Origin of the sequence: Rhizobium sp. BK376, assembly GCF_004341625.1 — a bacterium.
Taxonomy (GTDB): domain Bacteria; phylum Pseudomonadota; class Alphaproteobacteria; order Rhizobiales; family Rhizobiaceae; genus Rhizobium.
Genome location: NZ_SLZG01000010.1, coordinates 145,653 through 160,050 on the forward strand (window position 1 = coordinate 145,653; position 14,398 = coordinate 160,050).

Sequence of the window (14,398 nt, forward strand, 5' to 3'; positions counted from 1 at the left end):
CATGAATATCGGCGAAGCATCTGATCGATCCGGCCTGCCGGCAAAGACGATCCGTTATTATGAAGATATAGGCCTGATCCATCCGGATCGGGCCGATAATGGATACCGGGACTATGGCAGCGACGACGTGCACAAGCTGCGCTTCCTCCACCGCTCGCGCGGTCTCGGCTTTTCCGTCGAGGAATGCCGGCAATTGCTGGCGCTCTATGAGGACAAGAGCCGCGCCAGCGCAGACGTCCGCGAGATCGCCTCATCCAAACTGACCGAGATCGATCGCAAGATCCGAGAACTGACCGAGCTTCGGCGAACGCTCGAGCACCTCGTCCATGCCTGTCATGGCAATGACAGGCCCGATTGCCCGATCCTGGAAGAACTTGCTGAAGCGGCGACCGTCCAAACCGGCTAGCCGGACGCTTTTTCGGAGTTTGCGTATTTGGCAGCGAACGCCGCTACGGCTGGTGAGCCGTTGGGGCAGTTCAGTACACCCGTTCGACGGCGATCGCCGTCGCCTCGCCGCCACCGATGCAGAGTGCAGCCACGCCCCGCGTGGCGCCGCGGCGCTCCAGCGCGTGCAGCAGCGTCACGATCAGCCGGGCTCCCGTCGCGCCGATCGGATGACCGAGCGCGCAAGCGCCGCCATTGACGTTCAGGCGATCACGCTCGATGCCGAGATCCTTTGCGGCGGCCATCGCAACGACGGCGAAGGCCTCGTTGATCTCGAAAAGGTCGACATCCCCGACCTTCCAGCCGGTCTTGTCGAGCACCTTGCGGATCGCAGGGATCGGCGCGGTAGTGTACCAGGCCGGCTCCTGGCTGTGGGTCGCATGGGCCTTGATCTCGGCGAGGATGGGAAGGCCCTCGCGCTCGGCAACGGAGCGCCGCGTCAGCACCAGGGCGGCCGCGCCATCGGCATTTGCAGATGCACTTGCCGCCGTGATTGTTCCGTCGGCGCGGAAGGCTGGCTTTAGTGTCGGGATTTTTTCGGGGGAGACCTTCAAGGGGTGCTCATCCTTGCTGATCGTGACAGGACCGCCTTTCGCGGGCACCGACAGGGGCGTGATCTCGGCTTCGAAGGCGCCGCTCTCGATTGCCGTCCGCGCCCGGGTCAACGTTTCGACCGCATAGGCATCCTGATCGTCACGGGTGAACTGATAGGCCTCGGCTGCTGCCTCGCCGAAATCACCCATCGGCCGGCCCTTCTCATAGGCGTCCTCCAGGCCGTCGAGCATCATGTGATCAAAAATCGTGTCGTGGCCAACGCGATAGCCACCCCTCGCCTTGGCCAGCAGGTAGGGCGCGTTCGACATCGATTCCATGCCGCCCGACACCACGATCGAGGCTGAGCCGGCAAGGATGAGATCATGCGCCAGCATCGTCGCCTTCATGCCGGAACCGCAGACCTTGTTGACCGTGGTTGCGCCGACTGCATCGGGAAGGCCCGCCTTTCTAGAAGCCTGCCGGGCGGGCGCCTGTCCCTGGCCGGCCGGAAGAACACAGCCGAAGAGCACTTCCTCGACGCGTTCCGGCGAGAGGCCGGCGCGCTCAAGCGCCGCGCGAATGACATGGCTGCCGAGTTCCGGCGCAGCAAGCGCCGATAGTTCTCCCTGGAAACGCCCGAGTGGTGTGCGTGTGGCCGAAACGATGACAACGGGATCTGAGGCGGACATGGCATTCCTCTCTGCGACGACTTAAATGACGACCATCATCATAAACCAATTAAATGACATATGTCATGAAAACTTCCATTCCCGACGGAAGAATCTTTGTCGAGACCCGGACAATGCCGTGACAAGATTAGCCGGAAACCATTTCGCCAAAAGTGCGTTCCCTTCCGAACCTGGCAGCTTACCTCTTTGCCCTCCGCATTTTTCCGGACATGATCGACGCCAAGGGGAACCTCAATCATGGCCTTCTTCGAAAGCTTGCTCACTCTGCTGGCGGTAGCGGTCATAGTCCTGCAGCCGTCGCGGCGATTGGTCATTCCATATCCGACCATGCTAGCGGTCGCCGGCGTACTCGTTGCGGCGCTGCCCTGGGCGCCGGCGATCTCGATCGATCCCCAGCTTGCGCTCGCCTTGTTTATTTCACCCGCCCTCTTCGACGCCGCCTACGATCTGCCGCCGCGGACATTGAGACAGAATTGGCTGCCACTAATATCGCTGGCCGCCATCGCCGTGATCCTCACCACACTCGCCGTTGCCTGGCTCGGCGTTGCCTTTGCAGGACTGCCGGTCGCCGCCGCGATCGCACTCGGCGCAATCGTCGCGCCGCCGGATGCGGCCGCCGCAACGGCCATGCTCAGCCGCTTTTCCCTGCCGCGCCGGGCATTTGCCGTGTTAAAAGGTGAAAGCCTGCTGAACGATGCCGTGGCGCTGCTCATTTTCAGCGCCGCAGTTTCGACGGCATCTGGGATCGTCCCCCTCACGGAACTCGCCCCTCGGCTTGCCCTTGCCGTTCCCGGCGGACTGCTCCTCGGCTTTCTTCTCGGCAAGCTCTACCTGTTTCTGGCGACAAGGCTCGCAGGCACGCTCGGCGGGTCGCTTTTCGAATTCGTAGCAACCTTCGGCACCTGGGTGATCGCAGAGCGGCTGCATCTTTCCGCCGTGCTTGCCATCGTCGTCTATGCAATGGTCATTGCCCGCTACATGCCTGAGCGGCAGACGGCGCGCAACCGTATCCATTCCTACTCGGTCTGGGAAGCGACCATCTTCATGCTCAATGTACTGGCATTTCTGCTGATGGGCATGCAGGCGCGCGCGACGATCATGCAGCTTTATCAACACGACCTGGCTTTTGCCTCGCTTTTTGCAGCCTCGGTATTCCTTGTCGTGGTCGGCGTTCGCATGCTGTGGGTGTTGTTCTACAATCGGGTGCTCCATTATCTCGCCAAGGCGGGGATCGTTTCGGAGAGGTCGCCATCCATGGCGATGACCATCCTTGCGGGATGGTGCGGCATGCGCGGCGTAGTCACGCTTGCAACCGCAATCGCTCTTCCGGCTTCTTTTCCTTCGCGCGATCTGATCGTATTCAGCGCTCTCGCCGTCGTACTCGGCACGCTTATCTTGCAGGGCCTGACGCTCGGCCCCCTGATCCATCTGCTTAAATTTAAAAGCGACGACTCGTTGCGCGACGAGATCGCCGCCACGCGACTGGCATTGCTCGATACTGCACTCGATGAATTGGACAAGTCCGAACAGACGGATGAGGTCCGTACGCTGCGCGAAATCTATCGCGGAGAGCGCAAACTGACCAGCAGCGGAATTCACCCCCGTGAAGCCAGCGAGTTCGACAAGCTTAGGCGGAAAACCATCAGGGCCAAACGCGTCAAGCTCGCAGAGTTGCGCCGCAGCGGGGCGATCGATGACGATGTCTTCCACGCCCTTGAACGGGAACTCGACTGGGCGGAACTTGCCGCGGCGACACCCGACCAGTTCGAGATCATCGAGGGTTAGGCCGGGGTGCCCGAACGACATCCAGGTTGATACCCAAAAGCTGGCGTAGCGGCACCGAGGGGCGAACGAGATCCGCCAGCGTATAGCCGTCGAGCACATCCAGAAAAGCAGCAGCCGCAGAAGCCAGCGCACGCTTGAGAACGCAGGCTGGCTGAACCGCGCAGACCATGGTTGCCCCCGCCTCCATGCAGGGAACGATGGCAAAATCGGGCTCGCATGCCCTGACGATCTCACCGACACCGATCTCGGAGGCACCGCGTGCCAACCGCATTCCGCCCTGGCGCCCTCGCACAGTTTCAATGAGACCTTTCTGTCCAAGTTCATGGGTGATTTCATCAGATGAGCCTTCGAAATATCGTAGGCTTCGGAAATCTCTGAAATGGTCGCAAGACGATCGCCGTTCAGCCCGAGATACATCATCAGGCGCAACGCATAGTCGGAGTAAACGGTCAGTCGCATGGTCTGCTGTCCGAACAACGATGGAAATGGCGGATGGATATCTACCACACAAAGATACCTTGCCAATCCATCATTTTATCGGTGAAATCTAAAATAGGCCTCCGGACTTCAGGCCGGAATCCGGAGGCACTCTCAGTCTTTGCCGTCAAAGATTATCGGCAGGGCCGAAGAATTCGTAGTGAATACGGCTCTCCGGCACGCCGGCACCGGCCAGCCCCTTGACGAAGGCGGCGAGGAACGGCTTGGGACCGCAGAGATAGAAATCGGCCTCGGCAATCGGCGTATTGTCGGCCAGCCAGTCGACGGTGACAAAGCCGTCATGGTCGTAATGCACGCCCTTCTCGTCCTCATCGGTCGGCGCCTGGTAGAAGATCGTCGTGTTCAGATGCGGACGGTCAGCCGCCAGCGCGCGGACATGCGAGCCCATGGCGTGGACGCGGCCATCCTGAGCGCCATGGACATAATGAACGGGCACATTGCCATCCGAGCCGGCAATCGCTTCCAGCATGCTTACCATCGGCGTCAACCCTACGCCGCCGCTGAGCAACACGATGGGGCGCTGCGGCTTTTCGATGAGGAAGAAATCGCCGGTCGGCGGGGCGACATCGAGCAGCGCGCCCTCTTCAAAATCGTTGTGCAATGCGTTGGAAACCAGCCCATGTGGTTCGCGCTTGACGGAGATACGATAAGTCTCGCCGTTCGGTGCCGACGAGATGCTGTAGTTGCGCCGCTGGGGCGAAAGCCCAGGCAAAGCAACGCGAAACGTCAGGTACTGGCCGGGGCGGTGACGTATCACGGCGCCGCCATCGACCGGCCGCAGGATGAAGGACGTGATGATGTCGCTCTCCCGCCGCTTGGTCTCGATGCGGAACTGCCGCCATCCCGTCCAGCCGCCTTCGGAGTTCTGCAAGTCCCCATAGATCTGCTTCTCGCGGCCGATCAGGATGTTTGCCAGAAACCAGAAGGCTTCGCCCCAGGCCGCAAGGACCTCGCTCGTCGCAGCCTCGCCCAGCACTTCCTCGATCGCGCCGAGCAGCGCTGACGCGACATAGGGATAGTGAGCCGGCAGTATCTGCAGGCCGGCATGCTTCTGCGCGATACGCTCGACGGCTGCCCCCATGACGCCGAGATTGTCGATGTTGCGGGCATAGGCAAGGATCGCACCGGCAAGTGCCTTGGTCTGCCGGCCGCCCTCCCCCTGATTGGACTGATTGAAGAGATCGCGCACTTCGGCATCCCTAAACAGCCGCCGATACATCGCCGCTGTAATGTCCGTTCCATGCGCCGCAAGCGCCGGCACTGTGGCCCGGACGATGGCCCTTATCGGTTCGCTGAGAGGTTCTGACATCTTGGTCTCCTTGCTTTCAGATCTATCGATGCAGGAGATTTATTCGATAAAAGACATACCTACAATGTATCTTTTATCGCAAAATGGGCTCCGCGCCATTCTGTCACAGCGCGTCCCTGCAAGGGTAAGTCGGTCCGGATCTGCACTGCCGCAATTGCCGAGACAGAGGCCACAGAGACGGGCTGGTTAATACACTTTCTCCAAAATCTGCGAGAAATCGCCCTCAATATTTCAACGTTTATTTCACAATGTTACGATAAGAAACATTCGACATGTTGGGGGTGAGGATGTCGGATTTTCTTCGTACGAGGGCGGGAAAGCAGTTCCTGTGTTTGCTGGTGCTGGGTCTTGCGCTCTGGCTGCTCGGTATCGAATTGCAGTTCCAGCAGAACCTTCTGGGGTTCCTGGAGGCCTATCGAAGCTACGGCGCCGAAGCGGTGGTCCTTGCGCTGAATATCGGCGGCGCCATGAGCTTCCTTTACTCCATCTTCCGCATCTATGACCTGCGTAAGGAAATGGACCTGCGCGCGAAGGCCCAGGCACGCGCTGATTGGACGGCCACCCACGACCATCTGACGAAGCTTCCAAACCGATATGCATTCGAGCGCCGGCTCTTCGGCCGCCGCCAGATGAGATCCTCAGATGATGACGGCGAGCCGGAGGACCAGACGGTCACCGTATTTTCCGTCGATCTCGACGGATTCAAGAAGGTGAACGACCTCGTCGGACACAAGGGCGGCGATGCCCTGCTGATCGAGGTCGCACGGCGCCTGAGCGCGCTCGGCGATGTCGGTTGCGTCTATCGTTTCGGCGGCGACGAATTCATCGTCGTCGCAACCGGATTGACGCGCGAGCGCGAAGAGAAATTCGCACGGATGATCATCCATGCGTTGACGCGCCCCATCCATATCGGGTCCCTCCCTGCGGAGGTTGGTGCCAGCATTGGCTACGCGACAACGACGATGGCGGACGCAAATCTCGAGGAAGCGGCCCACTGCGCCGATCTTGCGATGTATGAGGCGAAGAGCCAGGGACCGAACCGCTATTTCGCCTATGAAGAGGCGATGCAAAATAAGGTGACCGAGCGGGCAGCACTGGAATCGAAACTGCGCGCGGCGATCCAGGAAAACGAAATCCGGCCCTTCTATCAGCCTCTCATTAATCTTAGGAGTGGCGATATCTGCGGTTTCGAGGCCTTGGCACGCTGGACCGACAATGACGGTATAAGCATTCCTCCGCCCGCCTTCATCGGCATTGCCGAAGAGACGGGCATGATCACGGAACTCTTCGAGAATCTCCTCAAGCAGGCCTGTCTCGATGCCCGGCATTGGCCGGATCACATTACGCTTTCCTTCAACGTCTCGCCCGTGCAGATGGAAGACAAGCTGCTCGCGACGCGCATTCTGCGTATTCTCGCCAAGGGACAATTGCCGCCGCATCGGCTCGAGATTGAAATTACCGAGAATGCGCTCATCCAGGAGCCGGAGATCGCCGCACTCATTCTCGACGAACTCCACGGCGCCGGCGTCCAGATTGCGCTCGATGACTTCGGCACCGGATACTCCAGCCTGGCGCAGCTGGCACGCTATCGTTTCGACAAGATCAAGATCGACAAGAGTTTCGTTGCCACCTACGGCAGCGAGGAGCGGCAGGAAAAGATCGTCCGCGCCATGCTGGGCCTCGGCCGCAGCCTCGGCATCAAGACAACGGCGGAAGGGATCGAGGAACACAGCCAACTCGTCTATCTCGTCAACCATGGCTGCGATATCGGACAGGGCTATCTCTTCGGAAAAGCGGTTCCCGCAGACCAGGCCATCGCATTCATCGCGTCGCGAGAAAGCGACCTGCCTTCCCTAAACCAGGCCTGAAAGCCGCCTCAAATGCCGGCGTACCATTCATAACCACGGTCTTCCCAGAAGCCGCCATTCCCGCCCCAGATATCGCTGAACTTGTCCCTGACCTCGATGCGCATCAGGTATTTGGCGTGCTTGTAGCCCAGGTGACGCTCGACACGCAGGCGCAAGGGAGCGCCATGGGCGACTTCCAGATCCTTATCGTTCATCGAATAGGCAAGAATGGTTTGCGGATGGAACGCGTCGATAAGATCGATGCTTTCATAGTAGCGGCCGCTACCATCCAGGGTCTGTTCGAGCTCATCGGCACAGTAGAAGACGACATAACGCGCGCCCGGCTTTACCCCGACGCTGCGCAGCAGGAGACCAAGTGGCACACCGGTCCATTTGCCGATCGCGCTCCAGCCTTCGACGCAGTCGTGGCGCGTGATCTGCGTTCGGGACGGCAGCTTTTTCAGATCCGCGAGCGAGAGGTCCATCGGCTGGTTGACCAGGCCATCGACTTTCAGCTTCCAGGTGGAAAAGCCGTTCTCCACCATCGCAGCATATTCCTCGCTACCCGGCTGGCTGGTGCCGTTCGGGCGGAAGGTCGGAGAGATATCCTTCTCGGTGAATTCGCGCGCGAGCTTCTGTTGCGGCACGAGCAGGCGCTGGCTGCGCATGGTCAGCTGCTCGGCCATCGCCAGGACCTTCTGCACGTTCTCGTTCTGCACGACATCATCGCACCCGGTCAGTCCCACTGCGCCGAGCGCGGCCCCGGAACCGATCAGAAAACGTCGGCGGTTTATGATCGAGGTCATATGTTCGATCCTTCGGTGCGGATAGCATAGCGCCCGGTCACCATGGAACGGAGGTTGTTCCAGAGGCCAGAGAGAATGACCATCACGAGATGGACGATGACGAAGAGCACGATCGTCCAGGCGCTGATGAAATGGATGCTGCGCGCGGTCTGCCGACCGCCGAAGACGTCCAGCAGGAAGGGATAGCCGGCGTCGATGCCTGGCGACATGGTCAGGCCGGTCGCCAGCATCAGCGGCAGCAGAATGAAGATGACCACGAGATAGGTGACCTTCTGCAGCACGTTATAGTGCCGCGCCTTGTCGCCCTTCGGAAAACGCAGCCGCGCATGGTCGATGATTTCGTGCCAGATATTGCGGGGCTTCAGCTCGCCGCCCGAGGGCGCGAGATCGCGGCGGAAATGGCCCGCGGCAAAGCCATAGACGAGATAGACGAAGCCATTGATGACGAAGAGCCAGGCAAAGAAGAAATGCCATCGCCTGCCCGTCGCCAGATCCTGATAGCTCGGGATTGTCGCCCAGGCCGGAAAACCGCGCTCGGTCATTTCGCCGTCAACCCTGGAAGCGCCAAGAATGCCGGTCGTCGGGATCGTGATGTCGCCAATGCGGGTCGTGCCGCGCAGCGTCTCACCGTCCTCGACTGCCTTCATCTGCAGCCAGGACGGATCGGCATCCGCACCATACTGACCCCAGTAGAGTGCCGGATGCGCGTTGAAGATCTGCATCCCGCTCATCAAAAGCAGGCTGAGGCACAGGACGTTGATCCAATGGGAGATGCGCGTGACCAGGGAGTGGCGACGAATGTAGACGGTTTTAGCTGATGGCAACGACAGACCACCTTCGCTCTCGGCCATGACGGTACTCCTCGTAAGAGTGGAAGGACCGATCGTCGCCTATGGCGTCATCCCTCCCACGAATAGGAATACGATGCTTAGCGGCAATTTGTTACAGTCCGGGAGAGATTTTTTGCCATGGGCCGCTGCCGCGTCCGCGACGCGGCTCATGGAATGGATCACATCGGCGGAACAACACCGTTGAGACCCACAGCGACCCGATCGGTGGAAACCATGCCATCGCCGGAGCTGTCGCCGGTGATGAAGACGCCTGCACCGGCCTTCAGGTCATCCTTGCTCGCGGACGCGAAGGTCACGACCGGAGTGCCATCAGGAATATTGATCTTCTTTTCCTTGCCCTGGAAGGTAAGTGTCAGCGTCGGGCCACTCACCGATTTGACGGCATTGGCGACGGTCGCATTGGTCATCGAGCTGTTCGGCTTGGAGTCCCAGGGACGATCACCCTCGCCGGTGCCCTTCATCGCAGCCGGGAACACCACGACCTCGATTGCGCCGTTGACGCCGCTGGAGGTCGGCACAGATGCGATGCCGACAAAATCGCCCGGCTTGATATCGGCAGCGGATGCGTTGACGACGCCGGCCACGGCCCAGCCTGACTTCAGCATCACCATGATTTCCTTGCCGTCATGGTCCTTGACCTTCAGCGTATCGCCGTCGAGGCTTTCGATGGTGCCACGCACGCGCACCCGATCTGCGGCGTTTGCTGCCTGAACAGCGGCGAACGTGACGACGATACCCGCCGCCAGCGCAAAGGCGCCCTTTGCCAGATGCTTACGATCCATCTTATATCTCCTTTGACTGACCTACTAATCGGTAGACGTTCCGATAACACAACTGGATGCCAGATCGATCGATTTGGGCGACGAACAATCTGAAAGCGTTCGCCCAATCCGTCTCTCTGCGATATGGGCGATCCTATCCAGCCACCGACAGAGCGGCCAATCAAACAATGGTGAGGCTGACTTGATCGCAAACAGGCGCTTGCGCACCCGTGATCAATGACGGACTGAAAGCCGATCAAACAGCGGCCCGACGATCACAGCAAATGCCGCCTCGTCGCCTTCGACGCGCGCCGAGAGCATTGCACCATGAACCGTTGCCATAAACGTGGCCGCCTCGTCGGCAGCCGTGCGGGATAACGAAAAACGCCCCTGCCGCACACCTTCCTCCATCACCGAAGCCAGCCAGGCGGAAAGATCGCGGAAATGGCCACGCACCTCGACCGCCACATCAAGCGGCAGCACCGGAAGCTCCGCCGCGAGCATGGCGCAGATGCAGAAGGGCGCCGAGCTATCGCGAATACAGGCCTCCCAATAGCCGGTATAGGCGCGCAATCGCGCGACCGGATCCGGAACGCTCGCCTCCAGCGACGCCATCGCCGCGCGAACGCCTTCGCGGTAGCGCGCCACAACGGTCCGCACAAGGTCGGCCTTGGTCGCAAAATGATGATGGATGCTCGCCTTTCTGATACCCACGGATTCAGAAATATCAGCGTAACTGAATCCGTTATATCCGCCGAGAATGATCAGGTTGCCGGCGGACTGAAGAATCTCATCCGCTTTGGAAGAAGGGTTTCGCATGGGCAAAACCTGCCCAGCGCAGAGAAGCTTGTCAAGCAGATCGAGAGGGGAAGCCCGCGGATGGACCCGGGCTCCCGGGAGCTACTATCTCAGCTCGGGTTCGCTCAGGCTTGCACCTCGAAGACCATATTGAACGGCGTTTCCGTCGCCCTCCGGAAATGATGGAATCCAGCATCCATCGCGACTTTGCGGAGCTTCATTTCTCCCGCCTGCGCACCCAGTCCCAGCCCCACATCCTGGGATAGCGAGGCAGGCGTGCAGATCATGGTTGAGGCGGAATAGTAGACCCTGCCCACCGGATTGAGATTTTCCTTCAGCGTGTCATGGGCAAATGGTTCGACGATCATCCAGATGCCATCCGGCGCCAACGTCTCCCTGACGTGCCGACCGGCGCCAACAGGGTCGCCCATGTCGTGGAGGCAATCGAACATGGCAACGAGATCATAGCCTTGTCCAGCAAACTGATTTGCCGGCGCCTGTTCGAACGTCACGCGATCGGACACGCCGGCTTCCTTCGCCGCCTCGCGCGCCCGCTCGACGGACGGACCATGATAGTCGAAGCCATGGAATTTGGATTCGGGATAGGCCCGGGCCATGAGGATCGTGGAAGCCCCGTGGCCACAACCGATATCGGCCACCCTTGCCCCTCTTTCCAGCTTTTCCTTCATGCCCTTGAGCGCGGGGATCCATTCATCAATGAGGTGTTTGTTGTAACCTGGCCGGAAGAATCGCTCGGTCCCGCGGAAGAGGCACAGGCTGTGCTCATGCCAGCCGAGGCCCTTGCCCGTGCGAAACGCCTCGGCCACCTTCGGCTCATCCATCCACATGGACTGTATCATATCGTAGGCGCCCATGAAAAAGGCGGGACTGTCTTCCTGCGCAAAGACCATCGCCTGCTCCGGTGTCAGGCTGAAGCGGTCGGTCCGCTCGTCGTAGATGATATAGTCGGATGCCGCCTGTGCGGACAACCACTCCCGCACGTAGCGTTCCTTGACGCCCACCCTGCCTGCAAGCTCCGCTGCCGTCAGCGGTTCACCATCGGCCATGGCTTTGAAGAGACCGAGATGATCTCCAAGAATGACGAGGGCGCCGGAAGTGGCCGCCCCGATATCTCCGAGCAATCGATTAACGAAGGCGTCGAGTTTCTGCATGTCAGGTTCACGCATAGTATCCTCCCGTGGATAAAGCAGCGTCGAGGCCAGCAACACGGTAAGAACAACTCAACTCGGCTGTCTTGAATGAACCGATCAAACTATCATCCCAAAGGGGGTTCCCCATGGGCAACTGCCTCAAAAACCTCGTGCTCTTGTGTTATTTGTCCCATAACGGTCACACTAATGAACGGAGCAGCGAGCGATGGCGATCCGCCCCCTACTGATCGGCCTTTCCCTCATCTTTGCCTTGGTTTTGGTCATTCTCAGCATATTGCTGGTCAACCCCTCGCAGCCCATGCGCGAGTCCGAGGGTCTGATGCCGAATCAGCAGAGCCCATCGCAACAGTAGATCACCAACGCTACGGGAACCCAGGCCCATCGCCAAGCGTTTTGTCGCGAAGGTTGATGAGGATACCGTATGCGAGTGATGATTGCCGTCGTAGTTCTAATGATCGCTTCGATCCTGAGTCTCGTAGTCCTAAACCCCTCGGGCGAAGGGCAGGCAGCCAATGGCGGCCAGCTGGAAGCCAGCATAACAGCGCCGCAGGCCAAATAGCGGCCCGCGGCAAATGTTTCCCAATCTCTTCGGACAACCCCGTCAGCGCGACCGAAGCTGGGCGATGGAAAGGAGCGTGTCCGCGTTGATTCCGACCGCTCCCCCCCCGGTTAGGATGGAAAGCGATGGCGAATTGGCAGTGCCATTCTGTTGGTCGTACATCGCCGTGAACCGCTTCAGCAACGAATCGACTTTTTTCGGATTCTGCAGGTCCTTGATATCGATGAACTGCTTCAACGCCTCGGCCTGTTTGTCGACATCCATGTTCGATATGCCGCTCGGCAAGTTGAACGTCGTCGTGATGACCTGAAACAGAGCCTTGTCCCCCATCAGGTCGAACATCGAGGTCACGCCGGAAGCCTTGCGCTCGAAATAGAGTGCGAGCCGAACCCCGTCGCTCGTCTCTCCCTCCTGGTTCTCCAGGGTTTGACGAAGAAACGTTGCGTTCAATTGCTTCAACCCGATCTCCGACTGGGCAACGCCTGAAGTGTCCCGCGTCAGATTACCCTTGGTGTCGAAGTTGAACGAGACGACGATATCCTTGATCTTGGCGTTTTCGGGCTTGTTGAGAATGCTCTTCGCGTCGTCCGGATCCGCAGCGAAAGCCTTCTTTAGGAAGTCCTTGTCCTTCTCATAGGTCTTCGGGTCCAGGCCCTCGGCAGTCAGCACGAAGGAAACAAGCTTCTTGTCGGCAAGGAAGTCCGACGCTGTCTTCACCTTGCTCATAGTCTCTTTGAAATAGTCGGTATCGTCCTGCACAGTCTTCTTAGCCGCCGTCAATTGTGCGCCTGTCAGCAAGACGGTCTTCTGCTTCTTGTAGTCGGACGCATATTTGCTGATCTGATTTTGAGACAGCGCTTCCAGGGGCGTTGTGATTTTGCCGTCGCTGTCGAAATTGAACGCCTTGGCGAGTTTCACCAGACGGTCGTCCTTCAGCGAGTTGACGTAGCTCTTGGGATCATAGGGATCGCTTGTCAGAACCTTGCGAAGGTCCGATTTGGTGATCGTATCCAGTTCGATCCCGTAGGCCCGCAGCGCAACCTCGTACAGTTCAGGCTGCTTGTCGTTCAACGGGCTCTTGTCGTCCTTGTTGCTCAGGAAGAAGTCGTCGATCGTCTTGATGCCGCTGGTCGTGCGATTGATGAAATTGTTGGCGGCGTTGGTCACATCCAGATCATGGCTACTACTGTAGTTGGCAAGATAGTCTTTCGAAGTCAGCTTTATCTGCTCATCGCTCTGAGCCGGGGTTCCACTGGGAAGCGTCCCACCCTGGTTGAAATTGAACTTCTTGACCGCTGAGGCAAGCCCCAGAATGTTTGCAACGCTCTTTGGATCATCCAGATTGCTCTTGAAAACCGACTCCGCCGACGTCGCACTCAGCGTTGCAGGCATGTTGAACGCCGACTTGATATAGGCGAAAAGACGGGGATCGCCGGTCAGCTGCGAAACGGTTGTGATCGACCCGATCTTGCTCTCGTAATAAGCCTTGTTGTACTTCGCCGCCGTCTCCGTGACATAGGACGGCACGGTCAAGTGATAGGCTTCCACCAGCTTAGATGCCTGGTCGGCGGTCTGGGCCGTATCGCCGGACAATGTTCCGTCGGCCTTGAAATCGAACAATCCGGCAAGGGTCTTGAAGCCGGCAATGCCGCTCTGATTGGCGACGCTGTTGGGATCGTTCGGATCGCTCGTCAGGACAGACTTGAGAAAGTCCTTCGACACATAGGTCGGATCGATATCCGTGGCCTTCAGCATGAAGTCGCGCATGCGACTGTCGTTGAGGAGGCCGCTGACGTTCTTTACCTTGCCGATATTGGCGTTCCAGTAATCCGCCTCAGTCTTTGCAGATGTCTCTTCGTCGGCAAACGAATGCTTGTAGAGGCCGATCAGCTCGTCTTCCTGGGCCTCCGACTGGACGTCAGCAGTACCGTTTCCGCCGAAGTTGAAAGCCGCAGCGAAATCCTTGTAGCGCTGGTCGGACATGCGGTTTGCAAAGCTGTTGTCGTCGCTGAGATCGCTCTCCAGGACCTTTTTGATGAAGGCTTTCGCATATCCCACATCGTCAAGGCCATAGGCCTGAACGGCATAATTATAGAGACGATAATCGCCCATGAAATCGTCAACGGTTTTCACCTTGCCGATATTCGCATTGTAGTAATCAATCTCTCGCTTTGTCGCCGGCTGCGCCGCGACGCGATCGAGCGCTGCCGGGATATCACGATTCACGATCGAATATCCAAGATACGTGGAAAGCATTGAAGCCCCCTTTCCCCACCTGCCTCCGGAAACAACGGAGACCGGCAAGGAATTACACGGGGACCTTGCGCGAAGGTGATCCCAACCAC

General features: G+C 59.0%; 12 protein-coding genes and 1 pseudogene. 4 read left to right on the top strand and 9 right to left on the bottom strand.

Annotated features, from left to right (window positions below; all coding sequences use genetic code 11):
* The first annotated feature begins 1 nt into the window (after position 1).
* Positions 2 to 406 (top strand): Cu(I)-responsive transcriptional regulator, encoded by a 405-nt coding sequence (cueR, locus tag EV561_RS22315; RefSeq protein WP_132524523.1) that lies wholly within the window; start codon positions 2 to 4, stop codon positions 404 to 406.
* 70 nt (positions 407 to 476) lie between these two features.
* On the opposite strand, the gene EV561_RS22320 is transcribed toward cueR, so the two are convergent.
* Complete coding sequence (locus EV561_RS22320) at positions 477 to 1,667, bottom strand: acetyl-CoA C-acyltransferase (protein WP_132524525.1); 1,191 nt, start codon at positions 1,665 to 1,667, stop codon at positions 477 to 479.
* Positions 1,668 to 1,904: 237 nt separating this feature from the next.
* Here EV561_RS22320 and EV561_RS22325 point away from each other — a divergent pair, with 237 nt between their 5' ends.
* Complete coding sequence (locus EV561_RS22325; RefSeq protein ID WP_132524527.1) at positions 1,905 to 3,452, top strand: cation:proton antiporter; 1,548 nt, start codon at positions 1,905 to 1,907, stop codon at positions 3,450 to 3,452.
* On the opposite strand, the pseudogene EV561_RS22330 reads toward EV561_RS22325, so the two are convergent.
* Positions 3,439 to 3,911 (bottom strand): annotated as a pseudogene (locus EV561_RS22330) (Rrf2 family transcriptional regulator). The gene EV561_RS22325 and the pseudogene EV561_RS22330 overlap by 14 nt on opposite strands.
* Before the next feature lie 145 nt (positions 3,912 to 4,056).
* A complete protein-coding gene (gene hmpA, locus EV561_RS22335; RefSeq protein WP_132524529.1) occupies positions 4,057 to 5,259 on the bottom strand; it encodes an NO-inducible flavohemoprotein in 1,203 nt (400 codons plus the stop codon).
* Between the two features lie 287 nt (positions 5,260 to 5,546).
* On the opposite strand from hmpA, the gene EV561_RS22340 reads away from it, so the two are divergent.
* The gene (locus tag EV561_RS22340) at positions 5,547 to 7,127 is read left to right on the top strand and encodes an EAL domain-containing protein (RefSeq protein WP_132524531.1); all 1,581 of its coding nucleotides are present in this window, start codon (positions 5,547 to 5,549) and stop codon (positions 7,125 to 7,127) included.
* Positions 7,128 to 7,135: 8 nt separating this feature from the next.
* Here the strand turns inward: EV561_RS22340 and EV561_RS22345 are convergent, their stop codons facing one another.
* The 5 genes from EV561_RS22345 to EV561_RS22365 all read right to left on the bottom strand — a co-directional run bounded on the left by EV561_RS22345 (position 7,136) and on the right by EV561_RS22365 (position 11,509).
* Positions 7,136 to 7,912, bottom strand: a complete 777-nt coding sequence (locus tag EV561_RS22345; RefSeq protein WP_132524533.1) for a molybdopterin-binding protein — start codon at positions 7,910 to 7,912, stop codon at positions 7,136 to 7,138.
* The gene (locus EV561_RS22350) at positions 7,909 to 8,763 is read right to left on the bottom strand and encodes a cytochrome b/b6 domain-containing protein (RefSeq protein ID WP_132524535.1); all 855 of its coding nucleotides are present in this window, start codon (positions 8,761 to 8,763) and stop codon (positions 7,909 to 7,911) included. Before EV561_RS22350 ends, EV561_RS22345 begins: the two co-directional genes overlap by 4 nt.
* 158 nt (positions 8,764 to 8,921) lie before the next feature.
* The gene (locus tag EV561_RS22355) at positions 8,922 to 9,545 is read right to left on the bottom strand and encodes a hypothetical protein (protein ID WP_132524537.1); all 624 of its coding nucleotides are present in this window, start codon (positions 9,543 to 9,545) and stop codon (positions 8,922 to 8,924) included.
* A 213-nt stretch (positions 9,546 to 9,758) separates the two neighbouring features.
* Positions 9,759 to 10,343, bottom strand: coding sequence for a TetR/AcrR family transcriptional regulator (locus EV561_RS22360; protein ID WP_132524539.1), 585 nt, complete (start codon positions 10,341 to 10,343; stop codon positions 9,759 to 9,761).
* 104 nt (positions 10,344 to 10,447) lie between these two features.
* Positions 10,448 to 11,509: a class I SAM-dependent methyltransferase gene (locus tag EV561_RS22365; RefSeq protein ID WP_132524541.1), complete on the bottom strand. Its 1,062-nt coding sequence runs from the start codon at positions 11,507 to 11,509 to the stop codon at positions 10,448 to 10,450.
* A gap of 406 nt (positions 11,510 to 11,915) precedes the next feature.
* Between EV561_RS22365 and EV561_RS37275 the strand changes: the two genes are divergently transcribed.
* A complete protein-coding gene (locus EV561_RS37275; protein ID WP_165927882.1) occupies positions 11,916 to 12,053 on the top strand; it encodes a hypothetical protein in 138 nt (45 codons plus the stop codon).
* Between the two features lie 42 nt (positions 12,054 to 12,095).
* Here EV561_RS37275 and EV561_RS22370 read toward each other — a convergent pair whose 3' ends face one another.
* On the bottom strand, positions 12,096 to 14,279 hold the full coding sequence (locus EV561_RS22370) for a DUF1217 domain-containing protein (protein WP_245512826.1): 2,184 nt from the start codon (positions 14,277 to 14,279) through the stop codon (positions 12,096 to 12,098).
* Positions 14,280 to 14,398 lie beyond the last annotated feature (119 nt).